Annotated in this window: 26 protein-coding genes; 18 read left to right on the top strand and 8 right to left on the bottom strand. The window is 49.1% G+C overall.

The genetic code is table 11. The features are described from left to right. Positions 1 to 17: 17 nt before the first annotated feature. Positions 18 to 914 (bottom strand): cobalamin B12-binding domain-containing protein, encoded by an 897-nt coding sequence (locus AOC32_RS07290; RefSeq protein WP_108508828.1) that lies wholly within the window; start codon positions 912 to 914, stop codon positions 18 to 20. A 284-nt stretch (positions 915 to 1,198) separates the two neighbouring features. On the opposite strand from AOC32_RS07290, the gene bchF reads away from it, so the two are divergent. Genes bchF through AOC32_RS07215 form a run of 15 tightly spaced genes read left to right on the top strand, consistent with a single transcriptional unit; the run spans position 1,199 to position 15,431 of the window. Beyond that, on the top strand, positions 1,199 to 1,687 hold the full coding sequence (gene bchF / locus AOC32_RS07285; RefSeq protein WP_108508827.1) for a 2-vinyl bacteriochlorophyllide hydratase: 489 nt from the start codon (positions 1,199 to 1,201) through the stop codon (positions 1,685 to 1,687). Then, positions 1,684 to 2,988, top strand: coding sequence for a ferredoxin:protochlorophyllide reductase (ATP-dependent) subunit N (locus AOC32_RS07280; protein WP_108508826.1), 1,305 nt, complete (start codon positions 1,684 to 1,686; stop codon positions 2,986 to 2,988). Before bchF ends, AOC32_RS07280 begins: the two co-directional genes overlap by 4 nt. Positions 2,989 to 2,996: 8 nt before the next feature. Then, positions 2,997 to 4,595, top strand: a complete 1,599-nt coding sequence (gene bchB / locus AOC32_RS07275) for a ferredoxin:protochlorophyllide reductase (ATP-dependent) subunit B (RefSeq protein ID WP_108508825.1) — start codon at positions 2,997 to 2,999, stop codon at positions 4,593 to 4,595. 18 nt (positions 4,596 to 4,613) lie between these two features. Further along, a complete protein-coding gene (gene bchL / locus AOC32_RS07270) occupies positions 4,614 to 5,519 on the top strand; it encodes a ferredoxin:protochlorophyllide reductase (ATP-dependent) iron-sulfur ATP-binding protein (RefSeq protein ID WP_108508824.1) in 906 nt (301 codons plus the stop codon). A gap of 13 nt (positions 5,520 to 5,532) precedes the next feature. After that, the gene (gene bchM, locus AOC32_RS07265) at positions 5,533 to 6,231 is read left to right on the top strand and encodes a magnesium protoporphyrin IX methyltransferase (protein WP_108508823.1); all 699 of its coding nucleotides are present in this window, start codon (positions 5,533 to 5,535) and stop codon (positions 6,229 to 6,231) included. Positions 6,232 to 6,239: 8 nt separating this feature from the next. Further along, the gene (locus tag AOC32_RS07260; protein ID WP_234409726.1) at positions 6,240 to 7,670 is read left to right on the top strand and encodes a BCD family MFS transporter; all 1,431 of its coding nucleotides are present in this window, start codon (positions 6,240 to 6,242) and stop codon (positions 7,668 to 7,670) included. A gap of 26 nt (positions 7,671 to 7,696) precedes the next feature. After that, complete coding sequence (gene puhA / locus AOC32_RS07255; RefSeq protein WP_108508822.1) at positions 7,697 to 8,467, top strand: photosynthetic reaction center subunit H; 771 nt, start codon at positions 7,697 to 7,699, stop codon at positions 8,465 to 8,467. A gap of 5 nt (positions 8,468 to 8,472) precedes the next feature. Further along, positions 8,473 to 9,168: a photosynthetic complex putative assembly protein PuhB gene (puhB, locus tag AOC32_RS07250; protein WP_108508821.1), complete on the top strand. Its 696-nt coding sequence runs from the start codon at positions 8,473 to 8,475 to the stop codon at positions 9,166 to 9,168. Beyond that, a complete protein-coding gene (gene puhC, locus AOC32_RS07245) occupies positions 9,165 to 9,620 on the top strand; it encodes a photosynthetic complex assembly protein PuhC (protein ID WP_108508820.1) in 456 nt (151 codons plus the stop codon). The genes puhB and puhC overlap by 4 nt, the downstream gene beginning before the upstream one ends. 14 nt (positions 9,621 to 9,634) lie before the next feature. Continuing rightward, on the top strand, positions 9,635 to 10,723 hold the full coding sequence (gene acsF, locus AOC32_RS07240; protein WP_108508819.1) for a magnesium-protoporphyrin IX monomethyl ester (oxidative) cyclase: 1,089 nt from the start codon (positions 9,635 to 9,637) through the stop codon (positions 10,721 to 10,723). A 12-nt stretch (positions 10,724 to 10,735) separates the two neighbouring features. Beyond that, on the top strand, positions 10,736 to 11,491 hold the full coding sequence (puhE, locus tag AOC32_RS07235) for a putative photosynthetic complex assembly protein PuhE (RefSeq protein WP_159074918.1): 756 nt from the start codon (positions 10,736 to 10,738) through the stop codon (positions 11,489 to 11,491). Further along, a complete protein-coding gene (gene chlG, locus AOC32_RS07230) occupies positions 11,467 to 12,375 on the top strand; it encodes a chlorophyll synthase ChlG (protein ID WP_234409725.1) in 909 nt (302 codons plus the stop codon). Before puhE ends, chlG begins: the two co-directional genes overlap by 25 nt. Before the next feature lies 1 nt (position 12,376). After that, complete coding sequence (locus AOC32_RS07225) at positions 12,377 to 13,735, top strand: BCD family MFS transporter (protein WP_108508816.1); 1,359 nt, start codon at positions 12,377 to 12,379, stop codon at positions 13,733 to 13,735. Continuing rightward, positions 13,732 to 14,937: a geranylgeranyl diphosphate reductase gene (locus AOC32_RS07220; RefSeq protein WP_108508815.1), complete on the top strand. Its 1,206-nt coding sequence runs from the start codon at positions 13,732 to 13,734 to the stop codon at positions 14,935 to 14,937. The genes AOC32_RS07225 and AOC32_RS07220 overlap by 4 nt, the downstream gene beginning before the upstream one ends. After that, positions 14,934 to 15,431: a TspO/MBR family protein gene (locus AOC32_RS07215; RefSeq protein ID WP_108508814.1), complete on the top strand. Its 498-nt coding sequence runs from the start codon at positions 14,934 to 14,936 to the stop codon at positions 15,429 to 15,431. Before AOC32_RS07220 ends, AOC32_RS07215 begins: the two co-directional genes overlap by 4 nt. A 48-nt stretch (positions 15,432 to 15,479) precedes the next feature. On the opposite strand, the gene AOC32_RS07210 is transcribed toward AOC32_RS07215, so the two are convergent. Continuing rightward, entirely contained in the window at positions 15,480 to 16,757 is a 1,278-nt protein-coding gene (locus AOC32_RS07210) for an NAD(P)/FAD-dependent oxidoreductase (RefSeq protein ID WP_108508813.1), read from the bottom strand. A gap of 13 nt (positions 16,758 to 16,770) precedes the next feature. Then, positions 16,771 to 17,109: a c-type cytochrome gene (locus AOC32_RS07205; protein ID WP_234409724.1), complete on the bottom strand. Its 339-nt coding sequence runs from the start codon at positions 17,107 to 17,109 to the stop codon at positions 16,771 to 16,773. 221 nt (positions 17,110 to 17,330) lie between these two features. On the opposite strand from AOC32_RS07205, the gene AOC32_RS07200 reads away from it, so the two are divergent. Genes AOC32_RS07200 through AOC32_RS07190 form a run of 3 tightly spaced genes read left to right on the top strand, consistent with a single transcriptional unit; the run spans position 17,331 to position 20,967 of the window. Further along, entirely contained in the window at positions 17,331 to 19,028 is a 1,698-nt protein-coding gene (locus tag AOC32_RS07200; RefSeq protein WP_108508812.1) for an ArnT family glycosyltransferase, read from the top strand. After that, complete coding sequence (locus AOC32_RS07195; RefSeq protein WP_199908495.1) at positions 19,019 to 20,293, top strand: exo-alpha-sialidase; 1,275 nt, start codon at positions 19,019 to 19,021, stop codon at positions 20,291 to 20,293. The genes AOC32_RS07200 and AOC32_RS07195 overlap by 10 nt, the downstream gene beginning before the upstream one ends. Then, the gene (locus AOC32_RS07190; RefSeq protein WP_108508810.1) at positions 20,290 to 20,967 is read left to right on the top strand and encodes a hypothetical protein; all 678 of its coding nucleotides are present in this window, start codon (positions 20,290 to 20,292) and stop codon (positions 20,965 to 20,967) included. The genes AOC32_RS07195 and AOC32_RS07190 overlap by 4 nt, the downstream gene beginning before the upstream one ends. A gap of 57 nt (positions 20,968 to 21,024) precedes the next feature. Here AOC32_RS07190 and AOC32_RS07185 read toward each other — a convergent pair whose 3' ends face one another. The 5 genes from AOC32_RS07185 to chrA all read right to left on the bottom strand — a co-directional run bounded on the left by AOC32_RS07185 (position 21,025) and on the right by chrA (position 26,578). Further along, the gene (locus AOC32_RS07185) at positions 21,025 to 22,011 is read right to left on the bottom strand and encodes a Bug family tripartite tricarboxylate transporter substrate binding protein (RefSeq protein WP_108508809.1); all 987 of its coding nucleotides are present in this window, start codon (positions 22,009 to 22,011) and stop codon (positions 21,025 to 21,027) included. A gap of 61 nt (positions 22,012 to 22,072) precedes the next feature. Further along, positions 22,073 to 22,918: an HpcH/HpaI aldolase/citrate lyase family protein gene (locus tag AOC32_RS07180; protein ID WP_108508808.1), complete on the bottom strand. Its 846-nt coding sequence runs from the start codon at positions 22,916 to 22,918 to the stop codon at positions 22,073 to 22,075. Between the two features lie 11 nt (positions 22,919 to 22,929). After that, positions 22,930 to 24,309, bottom strand: coding sequence for an MmgE/PrpD family protein (locus AOC32_RS07175; protein WP_108508807.1), 1,380 nt, complete (start codon positions 24,307 to 24,309; stop codon positions 22,930 to 22,932). Beyond that, entirely contained in the window at positions 24,306 to 25,181 is an 876-nt protein-coding gene (locus AOC32_RS07170) for an FAS1-like dehydratase domain-containing protein (RefSeq protein WP_108508806.1), read from the bottom strand. The genes AOC32_RS07175 and AOC32_RS07170 overlap by 4 nt, the downstream gene beginning before the upstream one ends. Positions 25,182 to 25,225: 44 nt before the next feature. Then, positions 25,226 to 26,578, bottom strand: a complete 1,353-nt coding sequence (chrA, locus tag AOC32_RS07165) for a chromate efflux transporter (RefSeq protein ID WP_108508805.1) — start codon at positions 26,576 to 26,578, stop codon at positions 25,226 to 25,228. Position 26,579 lies beyond the last annotated feature (1 nt).

The following is a 26,579-nucleotide window of genomic DNA, read 5'->3' as shown; positions in this document are numbered from 1 at the left end:
TCTTTTATTGGTTTTTCTTAAACACGCGATTTTAAGATATTCTCAGCGGCAATCACTGCATCTGGGGCGCTCAAGGTGCAAATGTCAGCAGCGCATCGATCCATTAATTCTGGCTTGGCATTAAAGAGTGCACCCCCGGCCATAATCCCAATTTGGGAGTTAGCCGAACATGTGCGGATCGCTTGAACCAATTCCTGCATGGCATCCCATTGCAGCTCATATGAAATTGAGATTCCCACAATGTCAAATGCTTGCTCACGGCAAAGCGTAAGTATTTCCTCGCCAGAGGGGTTGGCTACTGTCGTGACATCCCAGCCTGCTTGGATAAAGAATTCGCTCAACATCAACACACCCATGGTGTGTTGCGAGTGGGGCATTGCAAATAACAAGGCTCTCCCTGAGAGGGTTTTGTATTCGCTTTCGTTATTCCGAAAGTCCGGACTAAGTTCTTGCATGATTCGCTGAACTCGACCTAGCGCGAGGGTCACGGTTGTAAAACTCTGCTCATCCAGTTCCCAATAACAGCCTAAGCGCCTTGCTGCCGGTGCAATTAAGTCGAGATAGATCTCATTTAAGTCTCGACCTTCAAGACGCAAGGCTTGAATATATCCAAGGCAAATATCGTTCGAGCTATGAATGAGCAATTCAGCAAAGTGTTTGACCTCATCGCTGGATATCGGCACCCCAGCTTTCCCCGAATCAACGTCCGGGGGGTTGTGGCCATGTTGCATTAGGAGGCGGGGAATAATTTGTGCCTCGATGGTTTTATTAAGTAGATTGGTGAGCTCATGGGAGGTGGATGAATCCACTTTCTTGGAAATCTGGGTATTGAAGCGTGGTTTTCTGTGCCATGTTTGGCCTTCCTTGCCTTCTGATGCCTCATTACCGTTTCTCGGTAGATTAAATTGATCCACTCTTGACCCCTAAGCCATTTACATATGTTGCGATGCAATATTTATTGCATTCCAAGCACCTTTTTTCAGGTAATTCTTCCTAGAAATCCAACTAAAAATAGGCTAATCCAGGCCAAAAACCTTCCTTTTTTGACCAATTTCCATAAGGTTTACCACTAGGAACCTAAACTGTCAAAATAATTTGACATTTATAAGGGTTAATTCCTAGATTTGTCTACATAAAAAAGCGTAAACTTAGGTTTACATATTTATATAGGAGCCAGGCTGCGTAAGGAAAAATGCACATGGCAAATCAAATTCACCCCCTTTATACACCCGAAGAGCGAAGCCGACGCGATCGTTCGAAATGGACATTAGTTCAGGGAATCTTGGCGCCCGTGCAATTTGTGATTTTCTTGGTGAGTCTGTATTTCGTGATTCGATTTTTAATCACGGGGCAGGGCGAGTTTGCCGCCAATGTCTCGATCGTGATCAAGACATTGATTCTCTACACAATCATGATCACCGGCAGCATTTGGGAGAAGGAGGTATTCGGTAAGTATCTTTTTGCACCCGCTTTTTATTGGGAAGACGTGTTTAGCATGCTAGTTTTGGCATTGCACACCGCTTACTTAATCGCATTAACGTTTGGGTTTTTAGAGCCTCGCGCACTGATGGCATTGGCCTTATCGGCCTATTTGGCGTATGTGATTAATGCTGCCCAGTTTTTGTGGAAGCTGCGTCAGGCTCGTTTACAAGAGTCGAGTCAACGAACAGAGCAGGTGATGGCATGAACCGCGTGATTCCTTTGCAGCCCACAAGCGATACGTGCGACTCGTCAGACCGCGCAATCCTCAAAGAGCGTGGTCAACGCGAAGTGTTTTGTGGCTTAACCGGCATCATTTGGCTGCACCGCAAAATTCAGGATGCATTTTTCTTGGTAGTTGGCTCTCGTACCTGCGCACACTTGGTGCAATCGGCTGCGGGAGTGATGATTTTTGCAGAACCACGTTTTGCTACGGCGATTATTGATGATCATGATTTGGCAGGCCTCGCCGATGCCAATGAGGAGCTCGATCGGGTAGTTAATCAACTCCTCACCCGCAGACCCGATATCAAAATGCTTTTCTTGGTGGGTTCGTGTCCATCCGAAGTGATCAAGCTCGATCTCTCACGCGCTGCTGAGCGTTTAAGTAAAACGTATACGCCACGCGTGCGCATTCTCAATTACTCGGGTAGTGGAATTGAAACTACCTTCACACAAGGTGAAGACGCTTGCCTTGCCGCGCTTGCCAAAGAAATTCCGCAGCATGCACAAGATCATCCGCCGCAAGAAGAGGTGGATCTATTGATCGTTGGTTGCTTGGCCGATATTGTGGAGGACCAGTTCTCCCGAATCTTCAATGAATTAGGAGTTGAATCCTATGCATTCTTTCCGTCCAGACGATCGGGCGACATTCCTCGCCTAGGTCCTAATACTCGGTACTTGCTTGCGCAACCATTCTTAACCGATACCGCCCGCGTGCTCGATGATATGGGCGCAAAGCGGATTCCAGCTCCATTCCCACTTGGTGTGGAAGGTACAGAAGCTTGGTTTGCTGCCGCAGCGAAGGCATTTGGAATCGATCCAAATCATGTTGAGACAGTCATCGCACCCAAACGTCAACGCGCAAACTTGGCGCTTGAGCGCCAACGGCAAGTACTCAACGGCCGCTCAATCTTTTTCTTTCCAGACTCGCAATTAGAAATCCCACTAGCGAGATTCTTGCACCGCGAACTGGGCATGCAGTTAACTGAAATCGGGATGCCCTATATCCACCGCCAACATCTGGCGGAGGAGCTGGCTTTGTTGCCAGCTGAAGTGAGCTTATCGGAAGGGCAGGATGTGGAGAAGCAACTCGATCGTTGCCGTAGTTACCGCCCCGACATGGTGGTTTGCGGCTTGGGTTTGGCAAATCCACTTGAGGCTGAGGGGCTAACCACGAAGTGGTCGATTGAATTGGTGTTCACACCGATTCAAGGATTTGATCAAGCGGCTGATCTGGCTGAGCTCTTTGCGCGGCCATTGGTGCGCAGAACCAAATTGGCGGCTTAGGAGAGTTCATGAAATTAACGCTCTGGACCTACGAAGGACCTCCTCACATCGGCGCAATGCGTATCGCAACCGCAATGGAGGGTGTGCATTACGTCTTGCATGCACCGCAAGGCGATACCTACGCGGATTTGCTCTTCACCATGATCGAGCGCATGAACAAGCGCCCACCGGTGACCTACACCACCTTTCAGGCGCGTGATCTTGGGGGCGATACCGCTGAGTTGTTCAAAGATGCAGCGCGTTCTGCCTATGCACGTTTTAAGCCCGACCTACTCATGGTAGGTGCGTCGTGTACCGCAGAGTTAATTCAGGATGATCCAGGTGGATTAGCAGCTGCCTTGCAATTATCGGTTCCCGTATTGCCATTGGAATTGCCTGCCTACCAGAAGAAAGAGAACTGGGGTGCGGCAGAAACTTTTTATCAAATGGTGCGCATGCTAGGCAAAGACTATGTTTTACCGCCTGGAGAGAAGCGCAAACCACGGGCCGCTGGATTGCCGCCAAGTTGCAATATCTTGGGACCAACTGCCTTAGGATTTCGGCATCGCGATGATTTAGTCGAGATTCGGAGGCTGCTGCGACAGATTGGTGTACGCGTGAACGTGGTTGCACCTTTGGGAGCTAAACCTGAAGATATTTCACGCTTGCATGAGGCAGACTTTAACGTGGTGCTCTATCCTGAAGTGGCCAATAGTGCAGCCCAGTGGTTGAGTAAAAACTTTGGTCAACCCAGTACCAAAACTATTCCGATCGGATTTAATGCAACGCGCGCCTTTATCGAAGAGGTGTGCGCCCTTGCGCAAATCCATTGCGATATTGATGAGCTAACTAAGCGCTCGCGTGCTCGCTGGTACGCCTTGTCGGTTGACTCAACCTATTTAACCAATAAACGCGTCTTCATTTTTGGTGACGCAACCCATGCGATTGCAGCGGCAAAAGTCGCATCGCAGGAAATGGGCTTCCAGGTTGTTGGTCTTGGTACCTATAGCCGAGAGTTAGCTAGGGAAGTACGAGAGGCAGCAAGCCAGTATGGCATTGAAGCTTTGATTACAGATGATTACCTAGAGGTCGAGCAACGCATTACCGAGTTACAGCCCGAGTTGATCTTGGGTAGTCAGATGGAGCGTCATATCGCAAAACGTCTCAAGATTCCATGCGCTGTGATCTCAGCACCAATTCATGTGCAGGACTTCCCAGCACGTTACTCGCCACAAATGGGATTTGAGGGAGCCAATGTTCTCTTTGATACCTGGGTCCATCCATTAATGATGGGCTTAGAAGAGCACTTGATTGGGATGTTCCGTGAGGACTTTGAGTTTCATGATGGCGCAGCCCCGTCGCATTTGGGCCATGGGCATCACCGCACTTCCGCGAATGAGGCGAATGTCGCGTCTGAGCCTACACCGGTTCCAGAGGTGGCGGTGGCTAACGGCGCCCCAGTGACCGACAGTGTGTGGGAGCCAGAAGCACAGAAAGAGCTCAATAAGATCCCATTCTTTGTGCGTGGTAAAGCAAAACGTAATACCGAGCGCTTTGCGATTGAACGCGGTTTACCAACGATTTCTTTAGAAACTTTGTATGACGCAAAAGCCCATTTTGGACGCTAAGCGCACTGGAGCCATGTTATGAACGTAGTCAATATTCCCGTAAGTGAGATGAAATCACGACGAGCTGACGGAGAGGGCAGTGTTCAGGTCCAACTTGATCCTAATTTAAAGATTGGAAAAGCGAAGGTCTTTGCAGTTTATGGCAAAGGCGGAATTGGTAAGAGCACTACCTCCTCGAATCTCTCGGTGGCCTTCTCCAAATTAGGTAAGCGCGTGATTCAGATTGGCTGTGATCCAAAGCATGACTCGACCTTCACGCTCACCAAAAAATTAATGCCGACCGTGATTGATGTCTTAGAGAAAGTTGATTTTCATTCCGAAGAGTTGCGCGTCGAGGATTTTGTCTACGAAGGCTATAACGGTGTCATGTGTGTTGAAGCCGGCGGTCCTCCAGCAGGAACTGGCTGCGGTGGGTATGTGGTGGGACAGACGGTCAAATTACTCAAAGAACATCACTTACTCGATGACACCGATGTGGTGATTTTTGATGTCTTAGGTGATGTGGTGTGCGGTGGCTTTGCGGCACCCTTGCAACATGCTGATCGCGCACTGATTGTGACCGCCAATGATTTTGATTCCATCTTTGCGATGAATCGCATTGTGCAAGCGATTGGTGCTAAAGCCAAAAACTATAACGTGCGTTTAGGGGGCGTGATTGCTAATCGCAGCGCCGGTACCGATCAGATTGATAAGTTCAATGAAAAAGTGGGCCTCAAAACGATGGCGCATTTTCCAGACTTGGACGTGATCCGTCGCAGTCGCTTAAAGAAATCAACGCTCTTTGAGATGGAGCAATCGCCAGAGCTCGACAAAGTACAGCAAGAGTATCTCCGCTTAGCAGCAGCCCTCTGGGCTGGTGCAGATCCTCTGCCAGCAGTGCCCATGAAGGATCGTGACATTTTTGATCTTTTGGGATTTGATTAATTAGGGCATCGCCATGCAAGAGCATTCATATCTCGAAAAACGCAGTCAGTTACAGCAGTACTTTGATCGGACTGCGTTTGATGCCTGGGCAAAATTAACGTCCACTGCACCAGTCAGTGGTATTCGTAAAACGGTGCGGGCAGGGCGCGATGAGATGCGCAATGTTCTTCTAAGTTATTTGCCTGCCGACCTTCATGGACAGCGGGTTCTAGATGCAGGTTGCGGGACCGGTGCACTCGCTGTCGAGTTAGCCAAGCGCGGTGCACAGGTGATGGCCACCGATATCTCGCCAACCTTGATTGAATTGGCACGCGAGCGCTTACCGACCGACTTGGGTCAAGGCTCAATCGAGTTTTTTGCGGGCGACATGTTAGATCCCACCTTGGGAGACTTTGATCATGTGGTTTGTATGGACTCTATGATTCATTACCATCGCCGCGATATTACGAAGGCACTTGCAGGACTTGCGCAGCGGACGCGGCAACGCATTGCATTTACTTTTGCGCCCAAGAACCCATTTTTATCCACCATGATTGCCGTAGGACGTTTATTTCCACGTGGTGATCGCGCACCCTTTATTGAGCCGGTTGCTGAGCAAACCCTGGCGAAGTTAATCACACACGAGCCCAATCTGAGTGCTTGGAAGATTGATGCGACTCAAAAAATTGCACGCGGGTTTTATATTTCGCAGGCGATGGTGCTAAGTCGATGATGCGAGTGATGAACCTTAATCTTTTCTCTGCCTGGCGACGAATCTCGCCACGGTTTATGCCATTTTCTGATGTGGCAACCAAGGATTTACCTTTAAGTAAATGGCTACGTTTAGCATTGTTTCAAGTATCGGTGGGGATGGCGACCGTGATGCTGATTGGCACCCTCAATCGCGTGATGATTGTCGAAATGGGTGTCCCCGCGAGTCTAGTTGCACTGATGGTAGCGTTACCTTTATTGTTTTCTCCATTTCGTGCCTTGGTAGGATTTAAGAGTGATCATCACCGCTCTTTTTTGGGTTGGAAGCGCGTTCCCTATATTTGGCTGGGGAGTTGGTTGCAGTTTGGCGGCCTTGCCATCATGCCATTCTCTCTAATTCTGTTATCCGGCGATTCCAATTGGCCTCATTGGTTTAGTTACGTTGCTGCAGCACTGGCATTTCTATTGGTGGGCGCGGGGATGCAAATTACTCAAACTGCAGGTTTGGCGCTCGCCTCTGATTTAGCAACGACGGAATCCCGCCCTCGAGTTGTGGCCCTCATGTATGTCATGTTCCTGGTCGGTATGGTCTTCAGCAGCGTGTTGTTCGGACTACTACTCAGTCATTTTTCACCACTGCGTTTGATTCAAGTGGTGCAGGGCGCTGCAGCCCTGACGATGGTACTGAATCTGATGGCGCTGTGGAAACAAGAGGCACGCCAACCAAAGACCAAGGAACAGCTCAACCAAGAGCCAATCACTCGCTTTAAAGAGTCTTGGAATCAATTTGCCAAGCAAGACAAAGTGATTCGATTCTTGGTTGCGTTAGGGATGGGAACCGCCGCCTTTAGCATGCAAGACATCATCTTAGAGCCTTATGGGGCCGAAGTGCTTCACTTATCGGTGAGCGCCACCACCTTGTTAACCGGCTTGACCTCGATCGGAGCCTTATTGGCATTCATGTTGGCGGCCAAGGTCTTAAATCGTCAAATTGATTCACATCGTTTAGCTGCAATTGGGGCGCTCTGCGGGATCTTTGCCTTTACCTGTGTCATCTTCTCTGAGCCATTACTAGCGCCTAATTTATTTCGGGTCGGCGCATTCTTGATTGGTTTTGGTGGCGGATTATTTGCCGTTAGCACCCTCGCAACTGCCATGAGCTTTGATTCCTTAGGCATGAATGGTCTGGTCATTGGTGCATGGGGTGCAGTAAGCGCTACTGCAGCTGGTCTAGCAATTGGTCTTGGCGGGGTGATTCGGGATGTGGTCTCGACCTTGGCTGTGTCTGGGTCGCTCGGATCCGTTTTGGTCTCACCTGGAACGGGATATAGCTTTGTCTATCACATTGAACTGTTTTTATTGTTTGCAACCTTAGTTGCGATTGGACCTTTGGTCATGATGAAACGTCCAAAGCCAGCGCTGTCAGATTCGAAGTTTGGATTAGCAGAGTTTCCAAGCTAATTCATTGTTAAAGAGGGGAGTACGTTATGGGAACTGGAGCAATTACACAATACGTGGATGTCGCGCAATTAGCCTTATATGCATTTTGGGTTTTCTTTGCCATCCTCATTTATTACCTCACCATTGAGAGTAAACGTGAGGGATTTCCGCTTGAGTACGATCAAGCCGGTAAGGTGCGTCGTGCCGAGGGCATTGCGGCGATGCCTAAGCCAAAAACCTTTAAGACCCAATTCGGTGGCGATGTCACGGTGCCCCGTGATGAACCTTTAGAGCGTTTGGCTGCACGACCAGCTAATGGGATGAATGGTGCACCGATTGAGCCAACGGGCAACCCAATGCTCGATGGTATTGGCCCAGGTGCGTATGCCAATCGTGCTGATGTGCCTGATCACATGCCAGAGGGTGGCCCTCGCATTGTCCCAATGCGTTTGCTGGGTGACTTTAGTGTGGCCAGACAGGATATTGATCCGCGTGGTCTCAATGTGGTGGGTGCCGATGGTGTGCGCGGTGGAACCATTAAAGAGATTTGGGTTGATCGTCTTGAGATGATGATTCGGTATCTGGAGCTCGAGACCACCCCTGAAGCAGGCGAACGCCGTGTGCTATTACCCATGAACTTTGCTCGGGTCGGTCGCAATCAGGTATCTGTGAAAGCGGTCTTAGGTAAACACTTTGCCAAAGTACCCGCGACCAAGAGCATGGAGCAAATTACCTTGCTCGAAGAAGAAAAAATCATGGCGTACTTTGGGGCGGGCACCTTGTACGCCACTCCTGAGCGTAGTGAGCCATTGGTGTAATTGGAATGAGTACGATCTACCAATCCCCAGAGCACGAGTTCGAGGCACAGCCCGGGTTACCCGAGCCTTTACCTCAGAACGAGCACATTCTTTGGCAAGGAAAGCCAGACCTCAAATCATTTGCACTCCACGCAGCACATTTGCAATGGTTTGCACTCTACTTTTCTGCCATGGTGCTTCTCAAGATCATTGCGATTAGTCGCTCTACAGGCGGTTGGGCTGAGGAATGGCCTGGCTTTGCCTGGGCTTTGGGATTATCGCTTTGCGCATTGACCTTGTTAGCCTTGCTCACTTATTGGTCGGTCAATGCAACGATGTACACCCTAACCAATCGGCGCCTAGTGATGCGCATTGGGATTGTGCTAACGATTACATTTAATTTACCCCTCAAACGTTTAGCCCAAGCAGGTGTTCATATTTATCCAGACGGCAGTGCGGATATCCCCATCAAGCTCAATCCGGACGACAAAATCCCGTTCTTGCATTTGTGGCCCCATGCTCGCGCTTGGAAGCTAGCGCATCCCGAGCCCATGATGCGCTGCGTACCAGACGGTGCCAAGGTAGCCAAATTATTTGCAGATACCTGGGCAACGATGAATCAAGTTGAACTTCGCTCTCAGCCCATCAGTCAGCCCGAGTTACCCGCTAGCTCCTATGGACAAGGCATGGCCATTGCAAAGGTATCTCAATCGCGCACATGAGCCGCTCATCATCACCCCTCTTAAGTAAAACAACGGTTCTGGTGCTCGCACTCGGGGCAGTAGCCGTGTTTGTTGCCTGGGTGATCCAGCAGTCTCAACAAATTGCGCGGTATCCCGATGCACCTGCAGCGCTCATCAAGCAACTGCGCTTTGAAGATCGTCCCGATGGCTCAATTGCAGTAGTCGACTATCAAACGAAGCAGCAAGTCGATGTGATTATCGGGGAGGCCGGCTTCGTGCGTGGAACATTACGGACCTTGGCGCAAGAGCGCAAGCGTCGCGAGATCAGTAGTGAGCCCCCCTTTGAATTAATTGCCCGTCAAGATGGGCGCTTAACCCTTGCTGATCCAAGCACGGGCCGCATGATTGATTTGGAGTCCTTTGGGCTTATTAATTCGCAGCATTTTGCACGCCTGCTTCGGACGGATGCAAATCAAACCCAACAACGTTGATATTGGAGAACTATATGGAATCCGCAGAAAGCCTATTACGAGACCAGATTCCGGCAACCCCACAAATTAATGATTCAACAAAAAAGGCATTACAAGATGCGATGTTGAGTCCACGGTTTTATACCACCGACTTTGCCGAAGTGGATCGGACCAATATTGATGCCTTACGTTCTGAGTGGAATGTGCTGATGGCTGAGTTTGCGGCCGATATTAATTCAGATCACTTTCAGCGGCCCGCTGATATGAGCAAGAACTATTCCAATGTGGATCCCGAACTCTATGATGAGTTTGTTGATTTCTTAATTAGTTCCATTACCTCGGAGTTCTCGGGATGTATTTTGTACGCCGAGATCAAGCGTAAGGTGAAGAATGAGGATATGAAGCTGCTCTATGGCTATATGGCTCGTGATGAGTCGCGCCACGCAGGCTTTATTAATCAGTGGTTAAAAGATTTTGATATCGGAATTGATCTTGGTTTCTTGGCGAAGGCTAAAAAATACACGTATTTCAGGCCCAAGTTTATTTACTACGCGACCTATCTTTCCGAGAAGATTGGGTATGCACGGTACATCACGATCTTTCGTGAGCTTGAGAAAAAACCAGAACTTCGTTTTCACCCGATCTTTTTATGGTTTGAGAGATGGTGTAACGATGAGTTTCGTCATGGCGAAGCATTTGCATTAATTATGCGGGCCAACCCGCATTTGTTAACGGGGCTGAATAAGTATTGGATTCGGTTCTTCTGCTTAGCGGTCTATAGCACGATGTATGTCCGCGATCATTCAAGACCACAGCTATATAAAGCCATGCAAATCTCACCTACTGACTATGACAAAAAGGTCTTGCGGATTACCAATGAGATTACTAAACAGGTATTCCCCATCTCCCTGAACTTGGATGATCCCCGTTTTTATGAGTGCATGAACCGCATGTTGGCCTTATTCCAAAAAATGGATGTGTATAAAGCCCGCGGAGGTCTCTTGGCAAAAGTCATGGTACCGCTCTTAGGAGTACGTGCTGGTTTAGTCTTTGCCCGCGCCTATTTCTTACCCGTGCATAACCATGAGTTACCCCGTAATGTTCGTTTGGTTCCCAGCTGGTAACAAACGATGAGCGTGAGTAGCTTTCTCTTTCCAATGCTCTACACCATCTTCTTGTGGTGGTTTGGCACCGGAATCATTTTGTTACTCAATCAGCGTCCGCGTTCGACCCATCAGGCAACCTTTTGGATGAGCGGTATGGTTTTGCTGTTTGCCTTAGTTGGTCTAAAGACCAGTGCCAATCTCAATACAGTGGCTGGAGCATATTGCGGATTTACTTGCGCTTTATTGGTTTGGGCTTGGCAAGAGATTGGATTCTTATTAGGGTATGTCACTGGCTCTAGGCGCACCCCATGCCCGCCCGATTGCAAAGGTATACGCAAGGCCATTTATGCGTTTCAGACCATCTCGCATCACGAGTTGGCTCTGATCGTTCTGGGGGTTGCGGTAGCAATTGCCACGTGGGGTGGTAGTAATTTAGTGGGTTTATGGACCTTTCTCATCCTCTGGGCGATGCGGCAAAGCGCTAAGCTCAATGTGTTTTTAGGTGTATTAAATCTGAATGAGAAGTTCTTGCCGGTGCATCTGCAATACATGCATAGCTACTTTACTAAGCGGGCCATGAACCCTTTATTACCGATATCGATCCTCTTGGCATGTTTGGTGGTATTGCCTCTTTGGCAACACGCATTTGCCATTAATGCGAGCCCGTATCAAATTGCATCTTCGACCATTTTGGCGACCTTACTCTCGCTTGCCATCCTGGAACACATCATGATGGTCTTACCATTTTCAACCGACGGATTATGGAAATGGGGACTTCGGTCTTAAACCAAACTTCTCAACGGTCTTGGCCAACTCCGTTCGCAATTCTGGAGTTACTAAAGCCCATTACGTGGTTTCCACCGATGTGGGCATTTGCCTGCGGAGTGATTGCAACCGGTGTGGCAATTACAGACCGTTGGCAGATCTTACTCGCCGGTGTACTACTGGCTGGCCCGATGGTATGTGCCACTAGCCAGGCGATCAATGATTGGTTTGATCGACATGTGGATGCGATTAATGAGCCCAATCGCCCGATTCCATCGGGACGTATGCCTGGACGTTGGGGTCTATACATTGCCATTCTTTGGACCGGTTTATCACTTCTGGTGGGTTGGTGGATTAGTCCTTGGGCATTTGTTGCCACCTTGATTGGTCTATTCTTAGCCTGGGCATATAGCGCGCCACCGTTACGCCTTAAACAAAATGGTTGGTGGGGGAATGCAGCATGCGGATTGTCGTACGAAGGCCTTGCGTGGTTTACTGGTTCCGCAGTGATGTTGGGGGATGTATTTCCTTCAGCCGCATCAATTACCTTGGCCTTGCTTTATAGCATTGGTGCGCACGGCATCATGACCTTAAATGACTTCAAGGCCATCGAGGGTGATCGCCAAATGGGCGTGCGTTCATTGCCCGTGCAATTAGGTATTAACGGAGCAGCGTGGAATGCCTGCTTGATGATGATCATCCCGCAATATTTAGTGGTTGGATTCTTGTACTGGCATGGCAGCTCATTTCATGCATTGGCGATTCTGGTCTTAATCATTGCGCAATTGCTCATGATGAAGTATTTCTTGGGGGATCCTGTGAAGCGCGCTTTATTCCTAAGCGGTTTTGGTGTCCCATTATTTGTGAGTGGCATGATGATCAGCGCCTTTGCGGTGGGGCGATAAGATGACGTCAAATATGACCACTCTCAATTGGTTCGGAATCGCTCGCTTAGGTCTAGTGCAAGCCTCCTTGGGTGCGGTGGTGGTTCTGACCACATCGGTCTTGAACCGAGTGATGGTGATTGAGCTTGCGCTTCCTGCCTTATTACCTGGATTACTGGTCGCGATGCATTATCTGGTGCAATTTATCCGACCCCGTATGGGTTTTGGCTCCGATCGCAGTGGTCGCTCTACGCCTTGGATTCAGGGCGGGATGGTGATTCTGGCTAGTGGTGGAGTATTAGCCGCAAGTGCTGTAGCCCTAATGAGTCGTGATGTCAGTTGGGGTATTAGCCTCGCTTTCATTGCCTTCATGATGATTGGCTTGGGAGTCAGCGCAAGCGGTACCGCCTTACTGGTACTCCTAGCAAAACGTGTGGATGAGAAACGTAAGGCTGCTGCTGCAAGTTGTGTTTGGCTCATGATGATCTTTGGCTTTGCCATGACCGCAGGAATTAGCGGAAAACTACTCGACCCATTTTCATTTGAACGCCTCATCATGGTCTCACTTGGCGTGTCGTGTTTAGCCTTGGTCGTCAGCTTCATTGCTCTGCATGGGCTTGAGCCTAAATCGTTGGCACAAGCAGCACAAAATGCCAATGAACCCAAACTGCGCTTTAAAGAGGCCTTGGCTGAGGTGTGGCAAGAGTCGCGGGTGCGGCGCTTTACCGTATTCGTTTTTATCTCGATGTTGGCGTATAGCTCGCAAGATTTAATCTTAGAGCCATTTGCAGGTACTGCGTTTGGTCTAACGCCTGGAGAAACGACGAGCCTTTCGGGCCTTCAGCATGCAGGCGTACTTTGCGGGATGCTTTTGTGCGGATTTGTTACGAGCAGAAGTAAGAATCCTAATTTATCGTCCTTGCGGATGTGGACGGTCGGAGGTTGTATTGCCTCATCGCTCGCTATGTTGAGTTTGGTGATGTCTGGATTAGTGGGCCCTGGTTGGCCATTTTTTAGTACGGTATTTATCTTGGGCGTATCGAATGGCGCGTTTTCAATCGCCGCGATTGGCTCCATGATGCAATTTGCTGGTATGGGCAAGGAGCGTCGCGAAGGTGTACGAATGGGTGTTTGGGGTGCGGCGCAAGCAATTGCTTTTGGTTTGGGTGGTATTTTGGGAACTGGAGCAAGTGATCTTGCGCGTTATTTATTAGGTGACCCAGTGACCGCCTACGCGAGTGTGTTCTTCATTGAAGCCATTTTATTTATGGCTGCTGCAATCCTGTCCTTTTATATCCGACCGATTGAACGAATTACTAAATCCCAGTCGATGGAATCATCAATCCCTCGTCAGCTTATTTCCCATGGAGGATCATCATGAGTACCCTAGAAACCTTTGATGCAGTGGTCGTTGGTGGCGGGCCCGCAGGGGCCACTGCCGCAGGCGATCTTGCCAAAATGGGACATACCGTCTTATTGCTTGATCGTGCAGGGCGTATCAAACCTTGTGGTGGTGCAATTCCCCCGCGCCTGATCAAAGACTTTGAGATTCCTGATGAGTTATTGGTGGCTAAAGCCCGTTCAGCACGAATGATCTCCCCCAAAAATAATCAAGTGGATATTCCCATTGAGGGCGGCTTTGTCGGAATGGTCGATCGTGATCAATTCGATGAGTGGCTTCGAGTCCGAGCAGCCAATGATGGTGCCACGCGTCGTACTGGTATTTTTGAGAAGATTACTCGCGATACCGATGGCACCGCAATTGTTCACTACCGAATTCACTCAGCCAATCGATCGGAGCCGGAGAAGACCGGCGCAGTCCGAGCGAAGGCAATTATTGGTGCCGATGGCGCAAAATCAGGAGTAGGGCGTCAAGCTATCCCTGGGGCTAAAGATGTGGACTATGTGTTTGCCTACCATGAGATTGTTCGGGTACCTGAGGCGCCTCCTCAAGGTTATGACGGATCGCGTTGCGATGTGTTTTATCAAGGAACGCTATCCCCTGACTTCTATGGTTGGATCTTTCCCCATGGCAATACCATGAGTATTGGTACCGGCAGTGCGGATAAAGGGTTCTCATTGCGCGGAGCTGTGGGCCAACTCAAGAAATTAACTAATCTTGAAAATACCGAGCTACTCCGTCACGAGGGTGCGCCCTTACCCATGAAGCCTCTAAAAAAATGGGATAACAATCGGGATGTGATTTTGGCTGGCGATGCTGCCGGAGTCGTTGCTCCCGCATCCGGTGAGGGGATCTATTACGCTATGGTCGGTGGTCGCCTAGCCGCAGACTCAGTGCATGAGTTGTTGGTAACGGGAAATGTTAAGGCTTTGGCTCAGGCGAGGAAACGTTTCATGAAAGAGCACGGTACGGTCTTTTTGGTTCTTGGGATCATGCAACGTTTTTGGTATGGTAGCGATAAGCGGCGTGAGCGTTTTGTCAAAATGTGCGAAGATAAAGACGTTCAACGTTTAACCTTTGAGTCGTATATGCACAAGAAATTAGTCCGCAAAGACCCCATGGCCCACATCAAAATCTTCTTTAAAGATATGGCCCACCTTTTGGGTATGGCTAAGGTATGAGTGCGGAGTGGTTTACACACTATAAGCCGATCATTTTTGCTGTTGTTTGGGGTTTAGTGCTCGCATTGGCTGGGGCATGGGCTACCGATATCGGTGAGTGGTATAAAAGTTTGCAGCAGCCTGCTTGGAAACCACCCGATTGGGTATTTGGTCCCATGTGGTCGACCATCTTTATTCTTGCGGGCATCGCTTTTGTGATGGCGTACCATCGCGCCCCTAATCAAGAAACCATCCGGATGCTGGTCATTCTCTTCATTGTGAATGGCTTATTTAATTTCATTTGGAGCGTGCTTTATTTTCGGATGCAACGACCAGATTGGGCTTTGATTGAAGCGGTTGGGCTATGGCTTTCTGTATTGGCGATTGTGCTCGCTACCCGCTCATACTCACCCATATCAAGTCTCTTAGTGTTGCCATACTTGGCATGGGTCTCGGTCGCAATGCTTCTTAACTGGACCACGATTCAATTGAACGGTCCATTCGGTCGGGGCTAATAAAAAAGCCAAGCGCTCTGCTTGGCTTTTCTCAGGGCAGGGCCCTTATTAACCCAAGCTATCCGCCCAAATATTACGAGCCCAACCCCAGGCATAAACACCCTCAAGTTTGGTGGGTTCGGACGATAGACCACCAGAACCAGGAACAGTCTTGAAGGTCTTATCCTTAGCATCGTACTGATGCACACTGGCAACGTGAACCACTTCATCGGAACTAACAAAGCTGTAGCAAGTATTGGTAAGGACAGGAGCTTGATTGATCTCAAAGCCACCGAGCTCGGCAACCACAGCTGCTGCAGCAACCTTCGCATGCGAGTTCGCCATATGACCTGATTTAGGCATTAGTGGTGCAATCTGAATCGAGTCACCAAGAACATGAATGTCTTTGGCAGCAGTAGATTCAAAGTTGATGTAGTTCACATTGACCCAACGGGCATTCGCGTTGGCAATACCGGTCTTCACCGCTATATCACCAGCACGCATGAGGGGCAGAACGTTTAGAACATCAGCCTTCACATCATCTTGGACATCAAACTTCAGTGTTTTGGTCTTGGCATCAATTGCAACCACATTATGCTTGGGACGGTATTCAATCATGCCGGGGTACATCGATGCCCAGGCTTTCTTAAATAGACCACCTTTGGAGGTCACATCATCATTGGCATCCAAGATTAATACCTTGGACTTGGGCTTAAATTGCTTAAAGTAACTAGCGACTTGGCAGGCCCGCTCATAAGGTCCAGGAGGGCAGCGATAGGGTGCCATTGGGATGGAAATTGCGTAGACGCCACCATCTTTCATGGACTCGAGTTGCTTGCGAAGCAAGACGGTTTCAGCACCCGCTTTCCATGCTTGGACCGTAACCCCTTCTTGGTTAGCCTTATCTAAGCCTTTGATGGTATCCATCATCAGACCAATACCAGGTGACAGGATAAGCTTGTCATACTTCATTGAGCCGCCGGAGGCAAGGCGAATCGTCTTTTGCTTCGGATCAATGGAGGCCACCATATCCTTCACAACCTTAATGCCGTGACGCTTGGTCAAGTTGTCATAGGGTGTTGAGATGTTAGCGATGGTGGTGTAGCCACCGACCACTAAGTTAGACATCGGGCAAGAAATAAATTCTGGATTAGGTTCAATTAAGGTAACTTGGGCGGTATTGTTTGAGAACATCCGCACATACTTAGCGGCTGTTGCTCCACCATAGCCACCCCCAACCACGACTACATTGGCTTTGCTGATATTGACAGGAGGACTGCTTGCACAACCGGCTAATACACCGAGAGAAGCAGCTGAACTAACACCTAGAAAGTGACGACGATCCATTTTTTATCCTCAATTATTTTTTGCCAAGCACGTTGGAAATGGTTTGGAGTTGCTCATCGGTATAGCCTTTGGCTAACTGATGCATGATGGTGCCAGTTCTGGCGCCGCTCTTAAAGGCCTTCAGTTGAGTAAACATCGCATCGGGCGTTAAATGATTAATTTGTGGCATGCCCGCATTTGGAACACCAACTCCATTAGTGCCGTGGCAATTGGCGCATGTAGCAGCCAAAGAGAGCTGATTGATATTAGCCGGACTGGTTTGGCTCACCGCCAAGCTACTAAAGGATAGTAGACCTACGGTACCGATGCTAAGCCCCATGACTTTGAGCTTATGTGCAGATGGAAAGTGCATTTTGATAATCTCCATTGGTTTTAATGCGAACAACAAAAAAGCTTTAGTGATATTAAATGATTGATAGGCAATGTTTTGGGAAATGTCTCATATATCTAATACTTAATAGTCATAATGATATAACCCAGAACATGCTCTGGGATTAAGGTTTTCCCTAGGTTTTATGCAAATACATTCTGGAACTAAGTAGTACCAAACGGTAGGCTAATAAACTATCGGCTATGCAAGCGCCCATTTCAATTCCATCCATTCTGTTTGGGCTCGTTCTAGCTTGCATTACTTATCTTTATGGGGTCGATAGTCGCTTTGCCCCCAAGAATGGCGATGAATATCCTTATACCCATATTGTTCGCATGACCAATGCAGCCGATGCATGGTTACCGCTGCAGTCTGACATGGTCGGTATTAAAAATACTAAGCCGCCATTGTTATTCTGGCAGGGGATGTTATCAACCGATCATGGTAATGCATGGTCACTTTTTAGTCTGCGCTGGCCAAGTTTGGTCTACACCGCACTTACTGCCATCCTAATTGGGCTCTGCGCAATAGCGATTAGTAAAAATGGATTAACTGGGATGTTGGCCGGGATTATTTGGCTTGCCTTTTTTAATACCTATCGCTATGGGCGCCCATACTTAGCCGAGCCCCCGGAGATCTTTTGGCTCTCCCTCCCATTTTTTCTGTTGCTGATTGTTGGCAAACGACTCACTGACTCTAAATTTGTATTTCCTCTAATGGCGGGGTTTGCCTTTGGTTGCGCATTACTCTATAAGTCGGCGGCCTACATCGTTCCTGCCTGCCTCGTATTAACCCTGTGGTACTGGCAATGGCGTGATCGTCGGGTGATGGAATGTATCCGGCGTGATCTCCCTAAGGTGATCTCGATTGGCCTGATTGCATTAGGCTTATTTGCCCTATGGTTTGTGCTTGATCCGGACCCACGAGCGATCTGGAATGAATTCGTGATTGGTGAGAATGCAGGTAAGTTTGCAGCCAGAAATACGAGTTATCTGAAGGACTTCGTCTGGGGCGGAGATGGCGTGGGCATGCTCTTTGTGACCGGAGTAGCCAATGCTGGATTTTTAACATTCGCGGTATTCAACCTCTTTTATCTGGCAATCCGTAATCGCAAGACAATGAGCACTGAAGAGAAGTTGCTATGGATTTGGATCGCGGTGTTCTTCATCATCTTTTCTCTTCCAAGTCAGCGTTCGGGTCGATATCTACTACCGATCATGCCAGCGATTGCGATCTTACTAGCCATGCATTGGCAACAACTCAATCGCTGGACCTTATGGATTGGCTTGCTATTACAGGGCATTGTCTTGGTGGCTTTGGCATGGCTCTCCTGGAACATCCATCTTTGGTCCTATCCCATATGGCATTGGTTCTTACTGATTGGTGCAATCGGCATCGTTCTAGCTGGGCTAGTTCAGACCCGCTTTACCAAGACAGCGACATTACTGGCTTGTTTTCTGACCATGCTGAGTTTAAGTAGCAGTATCATGCCACTCGATGGCGCGGCAGGGCGGTTCGATACCAAAACCATTGCCGCACTCCAAGGTAAAACGGTATGGTTCCCTTGCGACTTTCGGGCCAAGGATGAGGAGTACCGCTTTTTGATTCCAGGCGCTGAAATCAAGGGCTATCCCGCAAGTGAGGCTAAAAATCTCACCCAGTTAGCTAATCGCTATGCCTATTTTGCAGTTCAGGCCCCGGTGAATGCCAAGTTTGTTCCTTGTCCCGATTGCGAGGTGATCGGTGAGCGCCTTGAGATGCGCGCTCGACACTCGTCTGATGAGATTAAGGCGATGCTATTGGGTCAAGTGAGCGACAATCTCTTTGTGAAAGAGTACATCGTATTTGCCCCATTCAATATCGGTAAAGATAGCGCCGCAGAGAAAGATGCATGCCGATGATGCGAGTATTGGCATTTGTATTCTTAGTGGTTGCGATCGCAATGGCGTATTTTCAGTTGGACGATCACCCGGCTTGGGCTGATTTTCAGGTTCCAGTTGAGCAATCCACTACCGAACCAACCCTCTCAAGTATTCCAACTTCGTCTAAAACGAAGCCCATCGTTAATCCACCGACATTGCAGGGATTGTCGGAGTGGTTACCTGATACCACAAGGCCGTCAGTCCATGCGGCGAGCGTGATTCCGTTAAAAGATGGAAACTGGAGGGCGTTTTGGTTTGCTGGTTCGCGTGAGGGTGCGGCCGATGTGGTGATTCAGAGTGCGGTCTGGGATTCAACAATGAAGCAATGGGGTCCGCCGAGTGTAGTCCTGGATCGAGAGGGTGCGCAAGCAAGCCTTGGACGTTACATTGCTAAGCTTGGTAACCCTGTGCCCATGCGCAATATCAATGGGCAATTACAGCTTTATGTGGTGGCAGTATCGATCGGCGGTTGGGCCGGGAGCTCCATCAGCGTGATGCATTCGGATGATGATGGATTGACTTGGACTGGACCAAAACGACTTATCACCACACCCTTACTTAACCTCAGCACTTTAGTAAAGGGTTCCGGATTTTTATTTGTGGACGGTACCATGGGAATGCCGGTCTATCACGAGTGGATCGGTAAATACGGTGAGTTATTGCGACTGGATCCGACTGGTCAGATGCTCGATAAACGACGGATGACCTCGGGTCGCGGCACTTTGCAGCCAATTGTCTTCATCGATGATGCCAAGCATGCTAGTGCTTATTTTCGTCAAGCCCGCGGCACAGGCGCCAAGCAAATTCCAGTGAGCTATACCACGAGCGCTGGTGAACGCTGGGAGTTGGCGCCTGATTTAGGTCTACCCAATCCCAATGCAGCCATCACTGGAGTGGAGCTATCGGATCGAACCCGTTTAATGGTCTTTAATGATTTGGAACATGGACGTCATCGCTTAGTCCTCGCAGCGTCATGGCCTGGACAGACTCAAGTCGATAGCAGCCAGCCAGCAAAGAATAATTACTCGCCCTGGAAGACGATTTCCGTACTTGAGGATGAGACGGCCTCAACCACCAATCCCAAGGAAGAGTTTTCTTATCCGTACATGAGTTTGAATCAACAAGGTCAAGTCTTACTGGTCTATACCTGGAATCGCAAGCGAATCAAGTCAATTCTTTGGGATGCTGGTAATTTACAGTCGTATCTTCAGCATGTAAAAGCAGAAACGGATCAGACCCCATGACCTTGTCCACCTTGATTCATCAACTGCCGCTCATTGAGATCAGTCTTGTGACAAGTATTGTTTGCTTGCATCTAGTTCGCGCCATGTTCAATAGGGCTCACGGATTACTTGCGGGATTGTTCTTTGTCATCATTGCATCACTTGTTTTATTAGCCCCATTTGCTGGAATCGGCGCCCCCTGGAACTTACCGTTTGCCGCCTACATTCGCGGCGTGACCGGTGATTTGAGTATTTTGAGTCTATTGCTGATCGTATTTACATGGAGCGGATGGAGTGTGTTTCGAATCGCGAGCATTACTCCGATACTCATTGCTGTAGTCGCTATCCTGTTTTATCCCTTTGCTTTGGGGCTGACCTTTTTTGATCCCTATGCTTGGGGTTATCACTCCAGCGTTTTCGCGGGAACTGTTTTGCTAGTCGCTGTAATTTATTTCTTTGCCAAGCGCTCTTGGGAAGCCCTGATGTTATCAATTGCCGTGATTGCCTGGTCCATTCACTGGCATGAATCGATTAATTTATGGGACTACCTCTTGGATCCATTTCTTGCAGCCTGGGCAATTGGACTGAGTATTCGATGGATGATTTGGGGAAGACCTCAAGCGGATGATGGAGATGGATGGGGCATTGATGCAAGTTTGATGGCACGTCGCAAACGCGGTCGGATGTTTGGCTAATGCCCAAATAAAAAGGCCGGTTTGCACCGGCCTTGGAATCATTGAAAGCGCAACGAATTAATCAGGAATGTTGGCTTTACGAATGATTGGACCCCAACGGTTGATCTCGGCATCCAAGTGAGATTTGAGCGCCTCACCATTTTGCTTAGCAACGGGAACGATATCAATGTTCGAGGAATCCAAACGAGCCTTCAGATCAGGATCGGTCAACGCTTTCTTGAGGGCAGCATTGAGTTTCTCGAGAACGGGTTTTGGTGTGCCAAGCGGAGCATAAATACCATGCCATACCTTCACATCAAAGCCTTTCATGCCTTGCTCATCCAAGGTTGGAACATTGGGGAGAGCAGAAAGACGCTTGGGAGTGGTTACGCCATAGACCTTCACCTTACCGTCTTTGATGAATGGAATGGTTTGGGTGGTTTGGTCGCACAGAATGTTAACCTGACCGCCAACTAAGTCGGTCAATGCTGGACCAGTACCTTTGTAAGGAACGGTTGTCACACGCACACCTAAACGGCTCTGAAAAATCAATCCGCACAGTTGGGACACGGCGCCTGGACCTGCATTGGCCATTGTTACCTTGTCTTTATTGGCACGAATGTATGCCTCAAGTTCTTTGAAGTTATTAGGTGGGAAGTTTTTGCTACCTAAAAGTACCATTGGCACATCAGCCACTTGACCGATGTACTCAAAATCTTTGAGGGGATCATAGGGAAGCTTGTCATATAAAGCTTGAGCGGTAGCCATGCCCATGTGATGGATGTAAATCGTATAACCATCGGGTTTGGATTTGGCAACTTTCGCAGAAGCAACAGTACCACCTGCTCCGGGAACGTTTTCAACGACCACGGATTGTCCCAAGGATTTACTCATTTGGGTTGCTAGTAGGCGAGCAATCGTATCGGTTGGACCACCAGCTGCAAATGGGACCACTAGGCTAATTGGCTTATCAGGGTATTTTTGTGCGTTTGCAGTGCCGGTCAATAACAGGCCGGCGCCCATCACTGCAGCAAGTAATGCATTCAAAGGTTTTTTCAAGTTCATTCAAAAGTCTCCGTTAGGGATAAAGCAAACGCCATTTTGCCATGGTTTTGTGGCGATAAACCTAGGGATTACCAGCCAAGCTAAGGATACGGCGGGCCAGCATGACAACGGGCCGATCGATCATCTTCCCATCCACTTTGGCGGCTTGCCCCCCAGAGGCCTGATCTGCGGCAATCACCCGTTGGGCCCAGTCGATCTCCTGGGGGGTGGGAGTAAACGCTTGTTTCACAAGGGGTATTTGCTTTGGATGAATGCATAACTTAGCACCAAAGCCAAAGCGCTTGGCTTTTTGTGCATGTGCAAAAATTTTCACTTCATCATCCACTGCAGGGGTAACCCCATCGATGGGTGGGGCTATCTGCGCTAATTTTGACGCCAGGGTCATCATGAATCTGGCGGTATCCAATTCTGTTTCATTCTCATCGCAGCTAATCCCAAGCTCAACTTGCATATCAAAGTTGCCCAGCGCAAGCCGCAAGACCTGTTGCGAACTTGCGATTTCATTTAAATGATGCAGGCCAAGCGGGGTCTCGATCATCGGAATGAATGCAGTATTGGGGAGCTCTTCGGCAGCGCCATTGATATGATCGCGCGTCTCTGTTTTGGGGATCATGAGGCATGGCACTTGCAACTCTTTGAGTAATATCAAATCCGCTGCATAAAACGGCGAGCCCGGTGCATTACAGCGGACCACCAGCCGCTGTTTATCAAGGTCTGAAATCGATGACCAATGTTGTTTGAGTAGTTCGCGTGCCTTGGGTTTGTCATCTAGACCAACGGCATCCTCTAAATCAATAATGACGCCTTGTGCCCCACTGGCGAATGCTTTGCCATAACGCTCGGGTTGATTTGCTGGAACAAACAAGAAGCAACATGCATCACTTAGTGGTAAGTGGGGGAGGTTCATGGCAGCAATCCTTATTTAGAAAAGATAAACGGGACAGCACTTGCCCGACGAATATCAAATAGCAATGCAATGACTTTGCGCATTTCAGGTTCAGTGGCACCACCACTAAACGCGGCTAATCGTAGGGCTTTCTCTTCGATTTCAGCTCGCGATAGTGTATTACCCGGATCACCTTTGGGCTCATCGACGCGACCTTCATAAATACGACCATTTTTAAGGTAGACCTTGACCTTACCAATCCAGCGCTGTGGATAAGCTTGATCAACCTCGGGATCCAAAATCATACTCACCCGATTTCGAAGTGCGCAAATCTCGGGATCATTAAAGTGTTTGGCGAACTCATCAAGACCAGCAAATTGAAACTTACAGACCAGTGCAAGAACTGTGCCCATCGAGAACTTAGATTGGTGCAAGGTCGTCGCATCACTAGCGGGCCCAAGAACATCGATGGCACCTTGATGTACCAGAGTCTCAATACGGTCAATCTCATCCATCTTCACAGCGTGTTTCTGAATCACTTGTAATAAGGCATCTGCTGCAGGATGAGTGTGGCGACACGAGGCGTGATATTTGAACGAGGTCTCGGCTAAACACCAACGCGAGCCCAGTCGATCAATTAATTTTTCAGGGTTAGCATCGGTCGATGTACCTGCCGCAAGACCTTGAACGCCCTCGAGTATTTTCTGAGCGCCAGTAAATCCGGCTTGTGCCAAGTAGGCAGACATCAGGCCGGTGGCGCTGGCGTGCGCAGTATGCAGTTGTTTGGAATCCGCGGCATCACGCAAGAACTCCCAAAGACCAGCCGATTGCGTACCAGCCGAACCAAAGGCATGCAGCATTTGCTCCGGACTCAATTTGAGTAAACGACCAACAGTTGCGGCAGCCGCTAAGGTACCCGCGGTCCCCGTGGTATGAAAAATCTTATAGTGGGAGCGACCTAAGAACTCACCAACACGAATACCGACCTCGTAGCCAACCACTGCAGCGGTTAAGAACTCGCGGCCACTCAGTTGTTTAGCTTGGGCAAGCGCTAATGCTGCTGGAAATACGATGGTTCCCGGATGAAAGACCGAGCCATTATGAACATCATCTTGTTCAACCACGTGCGATGCCGCAGCATTGGTTAAGCACGCCAGAAATGGACTCGACAAGGAGCGCGACACAATGATTTCTGCGGATCCAGCAATCGCGGGTTGTGACACTGGGCCCATCGATTGGGCAAATTGCGTGATGATCTCAACCGGTTTTGCACCTTTGCCACCAATGGCGGAGGCAAACCAATCCACCAATAAATCTTCCGCCCGTGCAATGACATCCTCGGGAATATCCTCAAATTGCAATTGGCTTGCAAAGCGCGCAAGCTCAGCAGAGTAATGAATACCCATCGTCATGGACTCAATACTGCTTTGGCTTGCATGGTTAGCCAGCCTTCATGATCTTCTGCCCAGACCCGCAAGGTTTGACCGCTTGGATCATCCAGGTCTAATGCGGCATTCACTTTCATGGGATGGATATCAAAGGTTGGACGAATCGCTCTAAACTCAAAGGATTGCAGCTTTCTGCCAGGGTGATGTTCTCTAACCAGATCCACTAAGAGTGTGGCGATCAAGGGACCGTGCACGATCAACCCTGGGTAACCTTCCTCTTGGGTGACGTAACTGCGGTCGTAATGAATACGGTGTCCATTAAAAGTGAGTGCGGAGTAGCGAAACAGTAGAACTGGATCGGGATTAATCACCTTGGTCCATTGCGCATCGCGGGGAGCGGGTGTTGGAGCCGGGGGTTTCTCATCGGGACTTGGGGCTGCACGATACACAATGTCATGCTCTTCGGTTAGTGCAAGCCCTTTTTGATTGAAGATTTGATGTTCAACCAAGACAAACAGCAAATCACCAGTTCGTCCTGATTTGTGAGTGACCGACTTAATCGTGGAAACACGTTCGATCGCATCACCAATTTGCAGTTCACTCACCCAACGCAGTCGACCGCCGGCCCACATGCGACGTGGCAGCGGTACAGGTGGCAAGAAGCCTCCGCGCTTGGCATGACCATCCGGACCAATTTCGGACTGTTGGGGATGTGGCAAGAAATACAACCAGTGCCATAGCTCTGGGAGGAAGATCCCCGGTTTTGGCTCGGGATCATTGCGGTCGAGGGTTGCGGAAAGAGCGCGGTAAGGTGCAGAGGTCACTTGATCTGGATAACGCTCGGATTTACCAATCCACTCTTGGAGGTGGGATAGTGTGGCTTCGTCGATTCTCATGACGTCATTATGCCAAGTTTGGCACAAAGCTTATTGATCAAACCTTAGGAAAACAGCCCACCATTGGTTGCAAACAGAATGCCCAAAAGTCCGGCCAGACCCAAGGTACGAATCACACCCCACTGGAATCGAAGCATGAGAACTAAGGATCCTAAACAAATGAGAAGTGCAAATACCGATAAGCCACCTGAGAAGCCTTTTGGGAAAAATACCTGATACGCAAAGAACACCCCCAGGTTGGCAATCACACCAACCACTGCTGCGCTGATCGCAGTGAGTGGTGCGGTAAACCGTAAATTATCGTGGGTTGATTCAATTAAAGGGGCACCCAGAAAAATAAATAGGAAGGAAGGTAAAAAAGTAAACCACGTTGCTACGAATGCACCGAGTGCGCCACCCCAAAATCCGATGCCACCCAAGACCGTGTCATTGCCAAATCCGGCCAGAAAACCTACAAAGGCAACCACCATAATGAGCGGTCCTGGTTTGGTCTCCCCCAAGGCCAAGCCGTCCATCATTTGTGGGGCAGTTAACCATTGGTAATGCTCGACAGCGCCCTGAAAGACGTAAGGTAAAACTGCATACGCGCCCCCAAAGGTTAGGAATGCTGCTTTGGTAAAAAACCAAGCGATCTGCGGATAGAGCGATTTCCAGCCCTCAATCAGAGTCAAAGCCACGATCGGGATGAGCCATAACAAAACCCCAAGGCTCAGTTGCCGATAAAGACGGCTTGCATCATGGCGAGCATGCTCTGGCGTTGGGGTGTGATCATCGATAAGCGCTTTGTTCGCAGAGTCTGCGTGATGCGATGGCGTATGGGCCTGTTGTGCAAAAAGGGCAGGCCGGCGCTGACCTAACCAAAATCCAATCAATCCGGCGCTCACAATAATTAGCGGAAACGGAACATTGAAAACAAATATGGCGATAAAGGATAGAAGCGCAAGCCAAGCCAGTATCGCGTGACGAATACTGCGTTTTGCAATTCGGATAACCGCCACGATCACAATCGCGGTCACCGCCGGCTTAATTCCTTCAAACAGCGCAGCAATCAAAGGGGTTTGACCAAACTCCAGATAAATCCATGAGAGTGCAATCAGAATCAAGAGCGAGGGCAAAATAAATAAGGTGCCCGCCAGGATGCCACCCCAGGTTCGATGCATCAGCCAGCCTAAGTAGGTGGCTAATTGCTGAGCCTCTGGGCCAGGTAGCAGCATGCAGTAATTAAGAGCATGTAAAAAGCGACGTTCGGAGATCCAGCGTTTTTTCTCAACCAACTCATCATGCATCATGGCAATCTGAGCGGTCGGTCCGCCAAAACTAATAAACCCGAGTTTGAGCCAGTACGCTAATGCCTCTCGTAGCGGGATTTGTGGTTGGGTTTGATCCGAGGAAGTGATT

This window comes from Polynucleobacter acidiphobus (assembly GCF_003065385.1).
Classification (GTDB): domain Bacteria; phylum Pseudomonadota; class Gammaproteobacteria; order Burkholderiales; family Burkholderiaceae; genus Polynucleobacter; species Polynucleobacter acidiphobus.
This window is presented reverse-complemented; position numbering and strand designations above follow the sequence as displayed.

Bases quoted from the DNA above. Each gene is read 5' to 3' on its own strand.
- AOC32_RS07260 (WP_234409726.1), top strand. From the start codon at position 6,240: ATGAACCTTAATCTTTTCTCTGCCTGGCGACGAATCTCGCCACGGTTT.
- acsF (WP_108508819.1), top strand. From the start codon at position 9,635: ATGGAATCCGCAGAAAGCCTATTACGAGACCAGATTCCGGCAACCCCA.
- puhB (WP_108508821.1), top strand. From the start codon at position 8,473: ATGAGTACGATCTACCAATCCCCAGAGCACGAGTTCGAGGCACAGCCC.
- puhA (WP_108508822.1), top strand. From the start codon at position 7,697: ATGGGAACTGGAGCAATTACACAATACGTGGATGTCGCGCAATTAGCC.
- AOC32_RS07280 (WP_108508826.1), top strand. From the start codon at position 1,684: ATGAACCGCGTGATTCCTTTGCAGCCCACAAGCGATACGTGCGACTCG.
- AOC32_RS07210 (WP_108508813.1), bottom strand. From the start codon at position 16,757: ATGGATCGTCGTCACTTTCTAGGTGTTAGTTCAGCTGCTTCTCTCGGT.
- bchM (WP_108508823.1), top strand. From the start codon at position 5,533: ATGCAAGAGCATTCATATCTCGAAAAACGCAGTCAGTTACAGCAGTAC.
- AOC32_RS07200 (WP_108508812.1), top strand. From the start codon at position 17,331: ATGCAAGCGCCCATTTCAATTCCATCCATTCTGTTTGGGCTCGTTCTA.
- AOC32_RS07185 (WP_108508809.1), bottom strand. From the start codon at position 22,011: ATGAACTTGAAAAAACCTTTGAATGCATTACTTGCTGCAGTGATGGGC.
- AOC32_RS07205 (WP_234409724.1), bottom strand. From the start codon at position 17,109: ATGCACTTTCCATCTGCACATAAGCTCAAAGTCATGGGGCTTAGCATC.
- puhC (WP_108508820.1), top strand. From the start codon at position 9,165: ATGAGCCGCTCATCATCACCCCTCTTAAGTAAAACAACGGTTCTGGTG.
- AOC32_RS07195 (WP_199908495.1), top strand. From the start codon at position 19,019: ATGCCGATGATGCGAGTATTGGCATTTGTATTCTTAGTGGTTGCGATC.
- AOC32_RS07180 (WP_108508808.1), bottom strand. From the start codon at position 22,918: ATGAACCTCCCCCACTTACCACTAAGTGATGCATGTTGCTTCTTGTTT.
- bchL (WP_108508824.1), top strand. From the start codon at position 4,614: ATGAACGTAGTCAATATTCCCGTAAGTGAGATGAAATCACGACGAGCT.
- AOC32_RS07175 (WP_108508807.1), bottom strand. From the start codon at position 24,309: ATGACGATGGGTATTCATTACTCTGCTGAGCTTGCGCGCTTTGCAAGC.
- chlG (WP_234409725.1), top strand. From the start codon at position 11,467: ATGGAAATGGGGACTTCGGTCTTAAACCAAACTTCTCAACGGTCTTGG.
- AOC32_RS07220 (WP_108508815.1), top strand. From the start codon at position 13,732: ATGAGTACCCTAGAAACCTTTGATGCAGTGGTCGTTGGTGGCGGGCCC.
- bchF (WP_108508827.1), top strand. From the start codon at position 1,199: ATGGCAAATCAAATTCACCCCCTTTATACACCCGAAGAGCGAAGCCGA.
- AOC32_RS07225 (WP_108508816.1), top strand. From the start codon at position 12,377: ATGACGTCAAATATGACCACTCTCAATTGGTTCGGAATCGCTCGCTTA.
- AOC32_RS07190 (WP_108508810.1), top strand. From the start codon at position 20,290: ATGACCTTGTCCACCTTGATTCATCAACTGCCGCTCATTGAGATCAGT.
- bchB (WP_108508825.1), top strand. From the start codon at position 2,997: ATGAAATTAACGCTCTGGACCTACGAAGGACCTCCTCACATCGGCGCA.
- AOC32_RS07170 (WP_108508806.1), bottom strand. From the start codon at position 25,181: ATGAGAATCGACGAAGCCACACTATCCCACCTCCAAGAGTGGATTGGT.
- AOC32_RS07215 (WP_108508814.1), top strand. From the start codon at position 14,934: ATGAGTGCGGAGTGGTTTACACACTATAAGCCGATCATTTTTGCTGTT.